Source organism: Coprococcus sp. AF16-22 (genome assembly GCF_003461545.1).
GTDB lineage: Bacteria > Bacillota > Clostridia > Lachnospirales > Lachnospiraceae > Coprococcus > Coprococcus aceti.
Genome location: NZ_QTXH01000003.1, coordinates 46530 through 64120 on the forward strand (window position 1 = coordinate 46530; position 17591 = coordinate 64120).

The window sequence follows — 17591 nt, forward strand, 5'->3', positions numbered from 1 at the left end:
ACTACCTTCTCAATCATATTTTGTTTAAAGTGATTAAAAAATAATTAATATTTAACTAAATTAAGTTTGACTATTAGGTAGAGCTTAACTAATATGAAAACAGAAATGTATAATGTATATAGAACAAATGGAATGACAGGAGACAATATTATGAAGATCAAGCCAAATGATGTTATGATCAGGTATACAGGACGTATTGACTGGACAGATGCGGAGAAGCCGGTGTGGGTATATCCTTGTACATCTGCGGAGATGAAATTTACGGGCAATACTCTTAAGATAAAGGTGTCCAACAGGAATAACTATTGGGACAATTATCTTGGATGTATAATCGATCAGTCGCAGAGAAGTTATCTTTTAAATAAAGAGGGAATTACAGAACTTGATATAGTTGTTCCGGATAACGATACAAATGAACATTGTGTACTGTTCTTCAAGAGACAGGATGCATGCCATGAGGTAACAATACTTGAGTATGAGATTGGAGATGGGGAGAGACTTCTTCCTTTGAAACCGCTGTCAGGCAGGCGAATAGAGGTGTATGGAGATTCGGTGTCAGCGGGCGAGGTATCGGAGGCTGTCGACTGCGTTGGAAAGGAAGACCCGGTACACAATGGCGGTTATTCTAATAGCTGGTATTCGTATGCGTGGATTACTGCAAGAAAGCTGAAAGCACAGATTCATGACATAGCCCAGGGAGGGATAGCTCTCATGGACAGGATAGGATGGTTCCAAGAGCCGAATCGGATTGGCATGGAAAGTGTGTGGGATAAGGTTCACTACAACCCTACATTTGGTCCGGTGACACAGTGGGATTTCTCTCAGTACACACCTCAGGTTGTTATAGTTGCTATAGGACAGAATGACAACCATCCGTATGATTTTATGAAAGATGACTATAACGGCAGGCAGGCGGAAACGTGGCGTGACCATTACATGAAATTTCTGGGAAAACTCAGGAAGACATATCCGGATGCACACATAATCTGCTGTACCACACTTCTCTGTCACGACTGTTCATGGGACAAGGCTATAGATGAAGTGGTTGACACTATGAATGATAAAATGATAACTCATTATGTATATGGAAGAAACGGATGCGGCACGCCAGGACATTTGAGGATACCGGAGGCGTGTGAGATGGCAACGGAGCTGACCGAATATATAGAAGGTCTCGAAATTGAGGGGTGGAATTAAATTATATCCTAACTTAGAGGTAAGATAGGATTATTAATGAGCTGATGTTCAAATATGGAGGATGAACCATGGAAAATTATGATCTTGAAAGAATAAAATCAGTTATACAGCGCGCCCAGAGTGGACAGGAACTTACAATAGGTTTCCTTGGCGGTTCGATAACGCAGGGAAGTCTGGCGACGGAGCATGAAAATACTTATGCATACAGGGTATACAAGTGGTGGTGTGATACATTTCCACAGGCAAAGTTCAATTATGTGAATGGCGGAATCGGCGGTACGGATTCCTATTATGGGGTGTCAAGAGCGGTCACTGATGTGCTCATGTATCAGCCGGATCTAGTTGTGGTGGATTTTAGCGTAAATGATGTGGATAACATATACTGTGAAGAGACCTTTGAAGGTGTGCTGAGAACACTGCTTTGCTGGTCATCAAGACCGGCGGTGGTGGTGCTCAATAACGTTTTCTACGACACGGGTGTGAGCACCCAGGATATCCACAACCGACTTGCAGATCATTATGGAGTGCCGCATGTGAGCGTGTACGATACCATATACAGGCGGATGAAGGCGGGAGAATATAACAGGATCGACATAACCCCGGATGGACTTCATCCAAATGACAAGGGACATGGCCTGGTAGCCGGTGAGATAACAAAGTTTCTTGAGAGAATTATGGAGGATCTCATACAAGATGAGAATTTGGCTGATGACTCAAATACGGATACCGCAGATGCTGGCGCGGACACAGAGAATGATATCCAGGACGAATCAGCCTGCTCATGTGTACTTCCTACCCCTGTTACCGCAAATGCTTATGAGTATGCAAAGAGGCTTACCATACGCGAGATATGTCCTAAGCTTTCAGGGTTCAGGGCTGATACTCATGAGAAGATGGGACACCTTGATCATTTCAAGAATGGATGGACAGGTGTACATGCCGGTGATAGCATAACATTTGAACTTGAGGGAAGCTGCATAGGAATTCAGTACAGAAAGACCATATCAAGACCGGCGGTCAGGGCGCAGGCTGTGCTTGATGGGGATACTGCACATCCGATATTGCTTGATGGCAATTTTGATGAGGACTGGGGTGACTGTCTGTATATAGAGCCTGTGCTTCATCATGGTGAGAAGAAGAAACACACACTTGAGATAACGGTTCTTGATGATGAGAGTGTGGGTACAACACCATTCTATCTTATGTCCATAATAGTTGCATGATAAGTATGTGATTAAGAGAATGACAATGTTCAGATTGGCATAGATATTTGAAGAATTAAATTAAAATAAATAATGTTGTGTATTGCAATATTGGGGATAGAGGACTATTATTAGCTCAGATGTACAAAGAGGTACTGCATAATCTTGCAGTGCCTCTATTTTTTTATGATGGATTTTATATCCGTACAGATTTTTGAGGAGGATGATATTATGCCACCGATGAACAATGCAGATTATCTTATCAGATTGCAGCACGCAGATGAACTTGACGCTATGAAGGCAGCAAAAAAGGCAAGCGGACTCACATACGAGGCGCTGGCAGAGAAAATAGGTGTGAATAAAGTATGGCTCGCATCAGCATTTGAGGGACAGCAGTATGTGCCTGAAGAATATTGCGATAAGCTTGCAGAAGCACTGGGAATAGATAAGTCAGCCACGGCATTTCTTGCAGAGCACCCATATAAAGGCAACACGGATCCTATTCTCTACAGACTTCATGAGGTCATTGATACATATGGTCCTGCCATCAAGGACATAATCCACGAGCAGGGCGGAAATGCCATCATGAGTGCCATCGATTTTGGCCTTGACGTGGATGTGACTGAGGATGCCGAGGGCAACCACAGAGTCATCATCAAGTTTGACGGAAAACTCCTGCCATATGCCAAGAAAGGACAGTATCCTTGGTAGAGTTGATGTGTTGACATTACAACTGTTGTAAGGTTTAATATCATGTGGGGACGGAGGGGACAGGTATCTCCGTCCCCATCAACATGAAAGACGAGGACATACATAATGGAGAAGAACCTTACGACCGGAAGTGTGCCAAAGACGATGGCGTATTTTGCGCTGCCTTATCTTTTATCTTATTTTCTGCAAACATTATATGGGATGGCGGATCTGTTCATCATAGGACAGTTCTGTGGCAATGATGCCGGGGCCACCACAGCGGTTGCAAATGGATCTCAGGTCATGCATATGCTCACGGTGATTTTGGTTGGTCTTGCCATGGGAACAACTGTTGTCATAGGAAAAGCAGTGGGAGCAAAAAAGCTTCAGGATGCCCAGGCTGCCATCGGAAATACAGTCACCATCTTCATGATAATATCAGTAGTACTTACAGTAATGCTGCTCATTTTTATAAATCCAATAGTTGCGGTCATGGATACACCCAAGGAGGCTGTAAAAGGAATCACCGATTACCTGATAGTCTGCTTTATAGGAATTCCATTTATAACAGCATACAACGTGATAAGTTCCATATTCAGGGGACTCGGCGATTCCAAAAGTCCAATGTACTTCATCGCGGTTGCATGCGGCCTTAATATTGCACTTGATTATATATTTATAGGCGCCTGCGGCATGGGCCCTCTTGGCGCAGCACTTGGAACAACGCTGGCTCAGACGTTCAGTGTCATCATATCATTTGCCGCAATAAAGAGGATGAATACCGGGCTGAAGCTCACGAGAAATGACTTTGTTCCGAGAAAAAACGTGCTCGGCGAGATAGTGAAGATCGGTCTCCCGGTGGCTGTTCAGGACGGATGCATACAGATAGCATTCATCATCATAACCGTCATTGCGAATAAACGTGGTGTAAATGACGCGGCGGCAGTGGGTGTTGTGGAGAAGATGATAAGCTTTATCTTCATAGTTCCATCGTCAATGCTCGCCACAGTATCGGCACTTGCCGCACAGAATATTGGCGCAGGAAAGCATGACCGGGCGGAGCAGATACTAAGGTATGCGCTGGGGATCATAGTGGTATACGGAGCCATAGCTATTGCGGTAGTTGAAATATTTGCACCGGAACTTGTGGGACTCTTTAGTAAGAACAAAGTAGTTGTAGCGATGGGAGTTCAGTATATCAGCAGTTATATAGTGGACTGCGTATTTGCGGGAATACATTTCAGTTTCACCGGATATTTCTGTGCCTATGGCAAATCCTATATAGGGTTTATTCACAATATGATAGCCATAGTATGTGCAAGAATTCCGGGATCATATCTGGCATCTGTCATGTATCCAGACACCCTGTTCCCGATGGGATTTGCGGCACCGGCTGGATCATTTATATCCATAGTGATATGCGTGGGAGCATTTGTGTGGATGAAGAGGTGCGGTACGCTGTATAAGGCCAACTTATAAGAGATATGTATTTGGTGATAGGAATGTTTATTGTGCGTTCATTTCGTAAAGGTATTATGATCGTTCGGATACAAGTGGCAGTTCATTGATCATCAGTCGTGCGGAATATCATGGAATCTACCGTCCAGCTCCTCGGTCTTGACCACGTTGATAAACGCGTGCTCATCTATTCCACGGATCATCGGGATGAGCTCACGCTTTGCCTCGGCGTTGATGACAGAATAGATAAGGGTTTTCTCCTTCTCCTCATAGCAGCCGATCCCGGTGAATAATGTGGCGTCGTGATTTGTCAGATCTTTGATGGCGTGATATATCTCATTTGATTTGTCGGAGATGATGAACAACGTTTCTTTCTTATATCTCTTATATAGAAGCTGGATCACCTGCGTGCTGCAGAACTGGTAGATGATGGAGTACAGAGCCTTTGACCAGCCGAACAGTGCACCGGCTGCGATCAGCATCACGATGTTTCCGAGCAGTATGTAGTTCCACGCATCTATACCCTTCTGGTGGGACAGGAATATGCTGATGAAATCAGTTCCCCCGGTGCTGGTTCCAACGTTCAGGCACAGGCTGATGGCGAGTCCATTGATGAGACCGCCGAACAGGCTTACAAGCATTATGTCGTCCGTAAATACATATGATGGCAGGATATCCACAAATATACTCGACAGAAGTATGACTATGATCGAATAGAGGGTGAATCTTTTGCCGATATATTTGTATGATATGTATGTGGGAAACAGATTCAGCCCAATGTTGAAAACTGCAAAAGGCACGCTTATGTGCAGAAATTTTATTCCAATGTTCTGGAGAAGCAGGGATGCTCCGGAGAACCCGCTTGGAAACAGCCCTGCGGTCTTGGCAAAGCATCGGAGATTCCATGCGTATAGTATAGATGCAAATACGACGATGAACAGGCGAAATACCTGATAAAATCTTGGGTGTTTTAACTCTAGAGATTGAAACATAGCGGTACCTCCTTTGTAAGTGTCACTGTAAATTGCGATTAATTTTCAAATGGACGGACCCTCAAAGTCACGCCTAAATCCTTGCATATCTGGCGGCATCGCTTGATCTTATCCTCGGGCATGACCTTGTCAACAACTGTCATGACAACGTGTGGCACGTACCTTTTGGCAAGAACGGCAAAATCCTTGATGGCCGCGTAGGACTGGATTCCATAGCGTGATCTGGTCAGTTCAAGAAATTCATTTTCATCAGGGGCGTTCAGGGATATTGATACAGTGTCGAATCGGCCCTCAAGCTCTGGTGTGACATCTCTCCCATATATAAGATTGGCAAGTCCGATGGTGTTGAGACGGACTTTGAGATTGGGATATGTGTTTTTCAGTGAATCGATCACCGCGCACACGTCTTCAAGTCTCTCAAGAGGCTCGCCAAATCCACAAAATACAAGTTCATTTATGATATTCAGGTCATACTTTGAGAAAAGCTCCAGAACCTCCTCTATAGAAGGCTCGCCATCCTTCAGCCAGAGAGTATTGTTCTCCTGCTGCTTTTTTGTCTGCCTCAGGCAGAACACACAGCTGCATGGACATTTGTTTGTCATGTTTACATATATATTTTTGCCTGTGAGATCCCCGCTCTTTGCAATGTCGAGGTAACCTTCCTCACCGACTTTTCCGGTTACAGTGTATAAAACCATAGTTGAATCTCCAATCGTTTAAGTTATTCCTCCGTCAGATCCTTCATGTACATCTCAAAGCACAATCCCCAGTTCTCCGGAACATTGTTCTCAACGCAGTAGCTTATGCACTTTGATACATATGAAGCGGCCTTTTTCACGGACTCATAGACGCTGTGTCCGTTCAGATACATACCCGCAATGATGGCTGCGATCACATCTCCAGTGCCGCTCCTGTCGCCGCCGATCCTGTCAACCATGACCATCTGGAAATCCTCATCCTTGTTGTAGATGAAGTTGGCTATCTGAGTCTTATTGAAATGTATTCCTGTCACAACGATATGTTCCGGTCCCTGCTCCGCCAGGGTCATGCACATTTGCCTTAGCTCGTTCACGGTCACAGTGTGCTCCGGATATGGAAGATCAAGGAGGGTGCAAAGCTCCGTCAGATTAGGAGTGATAATGTCGGCATATTTTACAAGCTCCTTCATCTTGCTGCACATAGACGCGGTATAGGTTGGGTACAGCTTGCCGTAGTCACCCATGACTGGATCGACGATAACAAAATTCTTCTCGTTTTTAAAGTATTTGATAAAGTCGATAACTATATCAACCTGTTCTTCAGAACCGAGAAATCCTGTTGATATGGCATCGAACTGCAGCTCCAGATCTTTGTAGGTCTGGATGTAATCCCGCATTTTGGGTGTGTAGTCATCAAAGTAAAATATAGGAAACTGTGTATGTGTAGATAGTATTGCCGTCGGCACAGTGACTGCCTGGATCTTCATGGCGGACACTATCGGCGCCATGACAGCGATGGAACATCTTCCGAATCCTGTAACATCATTTATTAGAGCGATTTTTTTCTGCATCTTAGTTCTCCAAATTCAATAAATATAGTAGATTTTATCATCAAATACAGGTGTGTTCAATATTTGAATTCCGTCAGACCAAGTGAAATTTATGTTCAAAAGGGAGAGAATAGATAAAATTTCCACATTGCCCCATATCTTGATACGTAGTAAAATATAACCATATTTTGCTGCGCTTCAGGAGGAATGAGTATGAATGAAGTCGTTTTGAAGACATATGTCTTTTCGTCGATCATAATAGCCGCTACAGATATTATACTGGGTATGAAATCCATAAAAAAGAATAAGACGACGGGAAGGTTTCTGGGGCTTGCCTGCATAGGAGCAGCTATAGTTGATATCAGTTATCTTATCAGCATTATAAGCGATTCGTATATGGCCATGTCCGTCATGTCGAGTATATATTTCGTAAGCATTGATTATATGCTGGTGTGTCTGCTCATATTTATTGTTTATTTTACAAAAGGACGTTTTTCAAAGTATGGAAGAGCAGCGATAGGCGTATGCTTTTTTTACTGTCTGTATGAGCTTGTAATATTTGCCATAAACCCATTCAAAAATATAGCGATAGGGTATGTTAGAAGAGACACCGTGATAGCAAAATACAGCTATGATATGAAACCGCTGTATGATATGCATCTGGTTTTTTCATATGCGCTGGTGTGTGTAGTACTCATACTCCTTGTAAAGAAGCTTTGCAAGATCCCACATGAATATCGTTTGCAGTACAGCAGTGTCATCCTGGGACTTCTTGCGCTCGTTGGGATAAATGCAATATTTCTCTACGTTCCGGGAGCGGAGGTGTACAAACTTCTGGATTATTCCATCTGCGGTTACAGTCTTACATCATATATTCTGTACTGGAGCTGCTTTAATTATTCAACCCATGGAATGCTCAACAAACTAAAGACAAACATATTCGAGAATATAGGTCAGGGAATAGTTTTGTTTGATTATGACAATCATTTGATCCTGCACAATGACAGGGCGGATGATTTCCTTGGAAAGGAACTCCTCTGCAAATGTGAGAATCTGCAGCAGTTTCTTGAGACGTATGATCTGTCCGTTGATCTTGCAGCTGATGACGACAGTTTTTCTCTGCAGTGCTATATAAAAGGTGATGATGGAGACAGACCTTTAAGGTGCGATATCAGAAGGCTTGACAACAAGGAAGGCCGCAGACTTGGTCAGATGTTTGTATTTTCTGATATATCTCTGGAGACGGATATGCTTACAGGATTTCAGAAATGGGATAGCTTTCAGAGACTTGCCATGGAAGAGGTGGACCATTTTACGTTTCCGGTTGGAGTGGCAATATGCGATATCAACGGATTGTCTGTGATCAACAGCACTCGTGGTAATCAGGCGGGTGACCAGAGGATAAATGCACTTGCGGGCATCATGAGAAAGAACTTTCCAGAGAGAACATATTATGTCAGGGGTATTGATGCGCACCTGATAGCACTTTGCAGTCACAGCAGTGAGGAAGAGATGGCGGCATGTGTTGAAAAGGTCAAAGAACAGTATAATGGAAGTATACAGTATGCAGTGGGGGTGGCTGCGGATGAGGGACAGAGCATCGTCGCTGCAATCACTGATGCGGCAACAGCCATGAAGACAAAAAAGCTTGTGGACAGTGAATCATCGCACTCAGATATGCTGACATCGCTTATAAGGGCTCTTGAGGAGTGCGACAGCGATACGGAACAGCATGTGCGTCGTACACAGGAGCTGGGGGCTGAGCTTGGCAGACGAATAGAGCTGTCAGATAGCCAGCAGAGCAAGCTGGCGCTGCTCTGTCTGCTCCATGACATAGGAAAGGTAGGAGTTCCTATGGAGATACTTAACAAACCGGGAAAACTCACGGATGAGGAATGGAAGATCATGCGTTCCCACGTTGAGAAGGGTTATGAGATCGCCATGAGCAACACAGAACTCAGACAGATCGCGGAGGAGATAAGGCATCATCATGAGAGATGGGATGGAAATGGATATCCGGATGGACTGAGCCGTGAAAGCATACCGGTTCTGTCACGTGTGATCGCGGTGGTCGATGCATTTGACGCAATGATCAATGACAGACCTTACAGAAAGGGCATGCCGATATCAAAAGCGATAGAAGAATTAAAGAGCTGCGCGGGCAGCCAGTTTGATCCATATATAGTTTCGGAGTTTATAAGGCTTGTATCAGAGAAGTATGCAGATTCGCTGGCAGCTGACTCAAAGCAAGGGGCTGCTGATGGTGGTGTCGGTGCAGATGGTAATGGAGAGAATGTTGGTGATCGAACTGCCCCAGGAGATGGTCTGGCGGACGCTGATGGTGATGGTGCCAGCACAGACGACGAACAGACAGAGATCCGGATTATGGCGCGCAGACAGATGGTGGATTCTACTGAATATGGCAAGGATGCGTTTCGTGTACATGCAGTCAAATATAGCAGATATCTGGTGGATGAAAACTGGAGGATCATATCTGTAGACGATAATTTTGAGGAGCTTACGGGTTACAGCAAGGAGGACATAGAGAATAATATCATAACCCAGATCGACCTTATACCGGACGAGGATAAAACGGAATATCTTTGTCAGGTAAATGCGAATCTGGCAAAGAGCACATTTGTATTTCAGGAACACAAGATACACCGGAAGGATGGCAGGGATATATATGTATTGTGCACTGGAAGAATGTTTTATGATTCGGCACTTCAAAAAGACAGAGGAGAAATAGTAATAGTGGATGTATCAAGTACATATGCTTTGAAGATGCTGACAGATGCGGAGCAGAATAAGGCGGATGTGAGACTCAGAAACTGGGAGAATACCTATCGTACAGATCCCCTCACAGGACTTTTGAACCATGCGGCATTTAGAAGTGACATGGAGCAGAGACTTCTTGAGTGTACGCACACAGCGGTGATGATCATGATGGATGTAGACAGATTCAAGCAGTACAACGACACCTACGGACATCACAATGGCGACAAATATCTTGTCCTTGTGGCACAGACACTGCAGGCGGCACTCCGCGGTGATGACCATGCATGCCGTATGGGCGGTGATGAATTTGCAGCCATGCTGTTCTTCAACAAGAGTGTGTCTGATGACGTGATAAGGGAACGTGCCCAGCAGATATTTGACAAGGTGAACCTGACTGTGAAGGCCACAGAGGGAGGAACAGGAATCTCCATGGGTGCGGTGATCGCAAGAACTGAACTGACATTCAACGAGATGTATGAGGAGGCGGATAACGCCCTCTATGATGTTAAGGAGAGTGGAAGAGGCAGGATTGAGGTGAAGAGGCATGGGGAGTAGATTTAAGGGTGCATGATTTGTGAAAGTGACGAGGTATTGCTTATGATAAAAAGGAAATTAGCAACATTTATGTTGACATTAATACTGGTGATGACAGGTGTATCGACGATTCGTGTGATAGGCTATGCGCAGGAAGAATCTTCTGGTTCATCAACAAATCCCCAAGAGGGAGTTACAGAATACAAGTACAGTGCTGAAAGTGATCCTCAAAAAGGTGTCGCATTAAAGGTTGAATGGAACGAACCGAAATTAGGAGAGGATACAACATTCCATGTTTCAGCGGATGGTGGCAGTGGCCGGTATTTGTTCAGAATGGATGCACCGAGTTATTCCGATCCGGGTGAGTACAGCTTTGAATCCGTGGCGGATCCAAGCCGCGGAGCGTGGATTCAATACACAGATGAGTGCGAATCTCACGACTTTGAATTCACAATGACTGCTTCGGGAGTCTATAACTTCAGGTTTTATGTAATGGATAAAACCTCAGGGGTCTATTATATGCGTGTGAGCACAAATATACAGGTATCTGACAGGGCTTATCCGAGCGTGGGTGACATCGTGAATGCTGCTGTAAAAAAGTGCAGCAAGGAGACTGATGGTTCAGACTATGAAAAGGCATTGTGGCTGCATGACTGGCTGTTGCAGCAGCTTGATTACGATCATTCCCTGAAATGGTCTTCGGCAGAGAGCGCACTGACACGAAAGCTGGGGACATGTCAAGCCTATGAGAGTGCCTATTCAAAACTGCTTACTGCAGCCGGCATAACAAATGCTGAGACAAGGGATACCTATGATGGACATACCTGGAATGCCATGAAGCTGGATGGCAAATGGTATCAGGTGGACTGTACATGGGATGATACAAAAGACAATTATTATAACTTTGATCCTACGCATTTGTATTTTGGACTGACGGATGAACTCATGGCGTTGGCACACAACGGTCATAATAAGATTTATATGGCAAGCGGTTATGGTACACGTTCTACAAGCCTGGCAGACAACTACTTTGTCAGAAACGGAGATGCCGCAAAGTGGGCGCGGGCCTACGCTGACAGGATTCAGAAAAATCTCAATGCAGGTAAAACCAAATTCGAAGTTAGCACTGACAATGCGTCATATCCGCCGAGCATTTCGGGTATTCAAAATGGGATTATCGCATATGCCTTAAATCAGATGACGTGGAAGGCGGGAAGTAAAAAAGTTACATTGCGTGTGGCGGGAGCATCCACCAAGCTTTCTTTTACTGCAAAATATACGGACACAGTAAAGCGCGTGAGAATAGCATTTGCTCCAAATGGAGGGCGTGTGAGTTCTGGAAGTAAGACAGTCATTTGTGGAAAAACTTACGGAGCACTGCCGGCACCGACCAGAAGGGGATATACATTTGCAGGCTGGTACACAGCAAAGAGTGGCGGCAGCAGGATCGGCAGCAGCTCGGTTGTGAGGACCACCAGGAATCAGACATTATACGCAAGATGGAAGCTGGTAAAGTATAAGATCCAGTACAGGCTTGGCAAGGGGACAAACAGCCGGTCCAATCCAGCCGGTTATACCGTCAGATCTAGGACTATAGTCTTGAAGAAGCCGGTCAGAAAGGGTTATACATTCAAGGGGTGGTACAGCGATCCAAAATTCAAGAAAAAGGTTACGAAGATTGCAGCCGGCAGCACCGGCAGCAGGAAACTCTATGCCAGGTGGGTGAGAAAATAAATTCGTATAAATCGATGCAAAACGAAGAATAGCCCCTTTGTTGTCGAATTGTGAAAAATATGCGATAATGAGTGCTGGAGAAAATATTTGGCGCCAAGGAGGCATAAAGGGGATTATGGCAAAGATTGCGTTTTGTGATGATGATGTTTCTGTGCTTGCTGAGATGCAAAGGCTTATGGAACAGTATTGTGCGGAGAGAGACTGCAAAATAGAATACAGTATTTTTAATCATCCTTTTGACCTGGTGGCGGAAATAGAGAAGGGAAACAGATATGATATCCTGTTTATGGATGTCTTGATGCCGGGAGAGAATGGAATTGAAGCGGCAACGGAGATACGAAAATACGATAAAAACGTCAAGATCATATTTGTCACTTCGTCCTCTGAGTTTGCGGTGCAGTCTTACGTTATAGGTGCATACTATTATCAATTAAAGCCCATCTGGGCAGAGAGCTTTTTCCGTTTGCTTGATTCTGTGCTTGCAGCCTGTAAAAAGGAGGCGGAGACCAGCCTCATTCTGCGATGTAAGAGTGGAATCACCCGTATAGATATAAAAGCCCTGGAATATTGCGAAGTCATTCATCGCACCCTTATATTTCACCTGAATACAGGAAAAGTACTGGAAAGCGCCGGCAGCATGGATGAGCTTGTAAAGCAGCTTTCCACGTATCCTTTTTTTCACAGACCTCACCGTTCTTATCTGGTAAATCTGGAATATGTGCAAAACATAACATTTAGGGGGATTACCATGTCTAGTCTTGCAGAAATACCGGTTCCACGGGGAAAATACAATGAAGTAAAGGATGCATTCCTTGAATATGCGTTCCAGAACAGGCAGGTAATGATATGAGCCTATATATTTCGCTCCTTAACAATATGGCTGTGAGCTTTTTTGGGGGAATATTATCAGCGTCTTTTTGTAATGCGCTGTCCACTAGGAAAAGAAAACTCATTTTCATAGGATGCATGGTTTTACTCCCGCTGATACAGAGCATATTATATTTCAGCAAGGGCGCTGATTTTGTAAGACATATTTATCCGTTGGCGGTGCATCTTCCATTGGTCATTGTTCTCTGGATGTTGACAGGAAAATTGCTGTGGTCTGTTTTTTCTGTACAGGCGGCATACTTGTGCTGCGAACTTAGAAGATGGGTTGCACTTGCCACAGTTGCTGCATTTTCGGGAAGGCAGATGATGCAGGATATTACAGAACTTGTGGTTACAATCCCTGCATTGCTGCTTCTGCTTCATTTTGTGTCACCTGCAGTCAGAGGATTGTCAGATAAAAGTCTCAGGGAGCAATGGCAGTTTGGAATCATACCGGCGCTATATTATGTATTTGACTATTTTACAATAGTGTATACGAACCTTCTTTTGAGTGGCAGTTACGTTGTAGCGGAATTTATGCCTTTTGTATGCTGTGTTGCATATCTGGCCTTTCTCTTATATAACTCCAAAAAGGAACAGATGCAGAATGAGATGAAGCTGATCCGGAATAATCTGGATCTGCAGTTAAGTCAGGCGGTGAGGGAAATCAGCAGTCTGCGTGAGTCGCAGACATTGACCAGACAGTATCGCCATGATATGCGTCATCACCTGCAGTATGTGTCTACATGTATAGAAAATGGTGAAGTTGAACAGGCGCAGGCTTATATATCGGGAATATGTAAGGAGATTGAGGCGCAGAAGGTCCAAATATACTGTGAAAATGAGGCAGTGAATCTGATCCTATCTTCATTTGCGGGTAGAGCCAGGAAGAAAGAAATTGAAATAAAGATACAATGTGCAATTCCCGCAGATCTTACTGTGTCGGAAAGTGATCTGTGTGTGCTCTTGTCTAATGCCTTGGAAAATGCCTTGCATGCATGTGTGCCTTTGGCTGCAGAGGGAAGATCATGCGAGATTGATGTGAATTTTTATGAAAGAAATAAACACCTTTTTTTACAGGTGGTAAATGACTGTAAAGCTCCCATAAAGTTTCAAAATGGAATACCTGTGTCTGATATGGAAGGACATGGTATAGGTGTTCGGAGCATATGCGCGATCGTGCAGCGTTACGGCGGGGTTTTCAGCTTTGCGGAAAAGGATGGAAAGTTTACACTCAGACTGTCATTGTAAAAGAGTGTCGATTCGATACATTTTTGGTACGATTCGTGCATTTAGACCTCACTGATTGCAAATACATAATAAAATATACTCAGATTATGTGATTGCAATAAAGAGGAGGAAATTATTATGAAAAAGACAATGAAAAAACTGATGGTTCTCATAATGACCATGATGATGGGAATGTCGCTGGTGGCGTGTGGCGGCGCAGATAAGCAGCCTGCTATTGATGCGTTCAATAAGACAAGTACATCTTTTAACGAGGTTGCAAACATTATCAACGAAAATCCACAGGCTTATGATCAGGATTTGGTTGATACAATGATCGACATGGCCGGTGTGCTCAATGAGCATAAACAGATCTTAGAGAGCGATGATGATGTTGAGGAAGAAAAGCTTCAGGAAATGATCGACTGGTATGGTACGGTTGATGAGTGGGTTGCTCAGGTTAAGGAAGAAATTTCAAAATAGTTTATTATTAGATCATGTGGTGAAGACTGCATACCAGAGGGGCGGGCGCATTGGAGTGCCTGCCCTTTTTTAATAGCAAAAATTAAAATTCTCTTGATATATTGCCAAAAGACGTATAAAATGCATGTGTATTTTTATGTTTTATATCTCAGTCTGGACTCTATTTTCGACAGAGATATACACTCCGTGAGGATTGCTGAGCCGCTGATATGATATATGTCAGCAGAGCTGACTGGCAGTTTGCGGCAAGATTCGCCAGCGAATCTTAAGAAGAACGACATTCAAATAAGAATATGGCAAAGGAAAATAGTGGAATTATGAAAAAGGTAGTAAAATTTGGCGGAAGTTCATTGGCAAGTGCAGAGCAGTTTAAAAAGGTTGGAGCAATCATCAAATCAGATGAGAGCCGTGTATACGTTGTTCCTTCTGCACCTGGAAAGAGATTTTCAGATGATACAAAGGTAACAGATATGCTCCTTCATGTGTATGAAACTGCGAAGGCAGGGAATGATTTCACAGAGGAAGTGAAGGCGATCAAGGCCAGATATGATGAGATCATCACAGGCCTTGAGATTAAGGATTTTTCACTTGATAAGGATTTTGAGGAGATTACAAAGCAGTTGGAGGATCTTACCAATCCGGACCCAATGTGCACACTGGACTATGTGGCATCAAGAGGAGAGTTCCTCAATGGTAAGATTATGGCTGCATATCTTGGCTTTGAGTTTATAGATGCTGCAGAGGTTATCTTTTTCAATGCAGAGGGCAATCTCAATAGCTATAAGACGGAGAAGGTACTTGGTGAGAGACTTGCCAAGACACAGCATGCGGTTGTTCCAGGATTCTATGGACTTGGCAAGGATGGCAAGGTAAAGACATTTTCCAGAGGCGGTTCAGATGTAACGGGCTCGATAGTCGCACAGGCAAGCAGAGCCGATGTATATGAGAACTGGACAGATGTCTCAGGCTTCCTTGTAGCTGACCCACGTATTGTTTCAGATCCAAAACCGATCAAATATATTACTTACAGAGAGCTTCGTGAGCTTTCATACATGGGTGCATCAGTTCTCCATGAGGATGCGATATTCCCTGTACGCCATTGTGGTATCCCGATCAATATCCGCAACACAAATGCGCCTGAGGACGCAGGAACCTGGATAGTTGAGAGTACCTGCCAGAAGCAGGATTATGTTGTAACAGGTATTGCAGGTAAGAAGGATTTCTGTACAATATTTATTACGAAGGCTATGATGAATTCAGAGATAGGATTTGGAAGGAAGGTGCTTCAGGCATTTGAGGAGAATGATATCTCATTTGAGCATATGCCATCAGGTATTGACACGATGACTATCGTAGTTCATGCTGATGAATTCGTACACAAGGAGCAGAGAGTTATATCTGCTATCCATAGACTTGCAGAGCCGGATTCAGTTGAGATTGAGTCGGGACTTGCACTTATAGCTGTTGTAGGCCGTGGAATGAAGTCAGCAAGTGGCACAGCAGGCAAGTTGTTCAGCGCACTTGCAAAGGAAGGCATCAACATAAAGATGATAGACCAGGGTTCATCAGAGCTGAATATCATAATCGGAGTAAAGAACAGTGATTTTGATACAGCTATAAAGGCAATATATAACACATTTATAACGGACAAGTAATAACAGATTGCTAAGCATCGTAGGGGTGGGCACGTATTGATAATGCATACCTTTGCAGAATGGGGCAACACAGGGCAGAATATGGCGGAAAACCTCCAAACTGATGGAAGATAAAATTACTCAGTTTGGAGGTTATTTTTATGGCAATAAGAAAAAACAGCCCACAAAAAGTAGCAATGAGAGAAATGACGGTAGAACTGTTCACAAGTTTTAGGGTATAATTTGAATGCAAATTGAGCAACAAATCTGGGAAAACATAATCATCAATGTGTAAAATGTGATAGTCATGAGGAAAAAACGAGAATTACCGAAAGGGTGTGGGAGGCATTGTGCAGGAAGAGGACCAAACAACCAGTAGCCTTGGCTGTATTGTTTGTTCTAATGTTTATTGGTGTATGTTTTTTGGTGAAAGCCAATCAAGCAAAGGAATTTGAGAAAAACGATTATGGGGTGTTTTTAAATGCGGACGCCTCATCTTTGGAACGATTTAAAATGTATGAAACGATTGTAATTGATGCACAGTATTTTACAAAAAGGGATGTTGAATTGCTCCATCAAAATGGAACAGTCGTATATACATATCTAAATATTGGATCGATTGAAAACTTTAGGGAGTACTATACAACCTATGCGGAACTGGCAATCGGTGAGTATGAGCACTGGGAGGAAGAAGAATGGGTAGATGTAGCAAACCCAGACTGGCAGAAGTTTATAGGACAGCTTTCTCAGGAACTATATGAAAAAGGTGTTGACGGATTCTTTATAGATAATTGTGATGTATATTATTACGATCCGCACGAGAGTATTTTTGAAGGCATTACAGCGATTCTACAAAACATAATGACGTTTGGAAAAGCGGTCATCATCAACGGTGGAGATACTTATGTGGCGGAATATAGGGAACGCTATGGGGCGATTGATCAGATTATGACAGGTGTAAATCAGGAATCAGTATGGAGCAGTATTGATTTTGATAGCGGAACTTTTGGTGAACAAACGAGCGAGACGAGAGATTATTTCTGCAAATATTTGGAAACGTGCAAGGCGGATGGGGTGGAAGTGTATCTGTTGGAATATACAACTAATCAAAAACTGATTAAAAAAATAAAAGAATACTGCAAGGAGCAAGATTTCCATTTTTATATTTCCAGTTCCCTTGAACTTAGATAATGAGTGTTGAGAAATACGAAAAAGATGAGCAAATTAAAAAAGTTCGACCTATGAATACTAGCAGAGAAGAATCTGA

14 protein-coding genes are annotated in these 17591 nt (G+C 43.5%); 11 read left to right on the top strand and 3 right to left on the bottom strand.

Annotated features, from left to right (window positions below):
- Window positions 1–150 precede the first annotated feature (150 nt).
- The 4 genes from DWW60_RS04540 to DWW60_RS04555 all read left to right on the top strand — a co-directional run bounded on the left by DWW60_RS04540 (window position 151) and on the right by DWW60_RS04555 (window position 4568).
- Window positions 151–1197 carry a GDSL-type esterase/lipase family protein gene (locus DWW60_RS04540; RefSeq protein ID WP_117874480.1) on the top strand — a complete coding sequence of 349 codons (1047 nt, stop codon included), beginning with the start codon at window positions 151–153 and terminating at the stop codon, window positions 1195–1197.
- Between the two features lie 68 nt (window positions 1198–1265).
- Complete coding sequence (locus tag DWW60_RS04545) at window positions 1266–2420, top strand: SGNH/GDSL hydrolase family protein (protein WP_117874481.1); 1155 nt, start codon at window positions 1266–1268, stop codon at window positions 2418–2420.
- Window positions 2421–2630: 210 nt separating this feature from the next.
- Window positions 2631–3110, top strand: a complete 480-nt coding sequence (locus DWW60_RS04550) for a cyanase (protein ID WP_117874622.1) — start codon at window positions 2631–2633, stop codon at window positions 3108–3110.
- 105 nt (window positions 3111–3215) lie between these two features.
- Complete coding sequence (locus DWW60_RS04555; RefSeq protein WP_117874482.1) at window positions 3216–4568, top strand: MATE family efflux transporter; 1353 nt, start codon at window positions 3216–3218, stop codon at window positions 4566–4568.
- Between the two features lie 92 nt (window positions 4569–4660).
- Here DWW60_RS04555 and DWW60_RS04560 read toward each other — a convergent pair whose 3' ends face one another.
- The 3 genes from DWW60_RS04560 to DWW60_RS04570 are packed head-to-tail and all read right to left on the bottom strand — an operon-like array spanning window position 4661 to window position 7088.
- Window positions 4661–5539 carry a YitT family protein gene (locus DWW60_RS04560; RefSeq protein ID WP_117874483.1) on the bottom strand — a complete coding sequence of 293 codons (879 nt, stop codon included), beginning with the start codon at window positions 5537–5539 and terminating at the stop codon, window positions 4661–4663.
- A gap of 38 nt (window positions 5540–5577) precedes the next feature.
- Window positions 5578–6237 carry a TatD family nuclease-associated radical SAM protein gene (locus tag DWW60_RS04565; RefSeq protein ID WP_055147560.1) on the bottom strand — a complete coding sequence of 220 codons (660 nt, stop codon included), beginning with the start codon at window positions 6235–6237 and terminating at the stop codon, window positions 5578–5580.
- Between the two features lie 23 nt (window positions 6238–6260).
- The gene (locus DWW60_RS04570) at window positions 6261–7088 is read right to left on the bottom strand and encodes a pyridoxamine kinase (protein ID WP_022216280.1); all 828 of its coding nucleotides are present in this window, start codon (window positions 7086–7088) and stop codon (window positions 6261–6263) included.
- A 192-nt stretch (window positions 7089–7280) separates the two neighbouring features.
- On the opposite strand from DWW60_RS04570, the gene DWW60_RS04575 reads away from it, so the two are divergent.
- The 7 genes from DWW60_RS04575 (at window position 7281) to DWW60_RS04605 (ending at window position 17515) form a co-directional block, all read left to right on the top strand.
- Window positions 7281–10400: a diguanylate cyclase domain-containing protein gene (locus DWW60_RS04575; protein ID WP_117874484.1), complete on the top strand. Its 3120-nt coding sequence runs from the start codon at window positions 7281–7283 to the stop codon at window positions 10398–10400.
- 69 nt (window positions 10401–10469) lie between these two features.
- Window positions 10470–12113 carry an InlB B-repeat-containing protein gene (locus tag DWW60_RS04580; RefSeq protein WP_243002917.1) on the top strand — a complete coding sequence of 548 codons (1644 nt, stop codon included), beginning with the start codon at window positions 10470–10472 and terminating at the stop codon, window positions 12111–12113.
- Window positions 12114–12180: 67 nt separating this feature from the next.
- On the top strand, window positions 12181–12963 hold the full coding sequence (locus DWW60_RS04585) for a LytR/AlgR family response regulator transcription factor (RefSeq protein ID WP_243002918.1): 783 nt from the start codon (window positions 12181–12183) through the stop codon (window positions 12961–12963).
- A 116-nt stretch (window positions 12964–13079) separates the two neighbouring features.
- On the top strand, window positions 13080–14231 hold the full coding sequence (locus DWW60_RS04590) for a sensor histidine kinase (protein ID WP_199414446.1): 1152 nt from the start codon (window positions 13080–13082) through the stop codon (window positions 14229–14231).
- 117 nt (window positions 14232–14348) lie between these two features.
- Window positions 14349–14690 (top strand): hypothetical protein, encoded by a 342-nt coding sequence (locus DWW60_RS04595; protein WP_117874487.1) that lies wholly within the window; start codon window positions 14349–14351, stop codon window positions 14688–14690.
- A 317-nt stretch (window positions 14691–15007) separates the two neighbouring features.
- Window positions 15008–16345, top strand: coding sequence for an aspartate kinase (locus DWW60_RS04600; RefSeq protein ID WP_117874488.1), 1338 nt, complete (start codon window positions 15008–15010; stop codon window positions 16343–16345).
- Window positions 16346–16750: 405 nt separating this feature from the next.
- Window positions 16751–17515 (top strand): endo alpha-1,4 polygalactosaminidase, encoded by a 765-nt coding sequence (locus DWW60_RS04605; RefSeq protein WP_243002925.1) that lies wholly within the window; start codon window positions 16751–16753, stop codon window positions 17513–17515.
- Window positions 17516–17591: the final 76 nt, after the last annotated feature.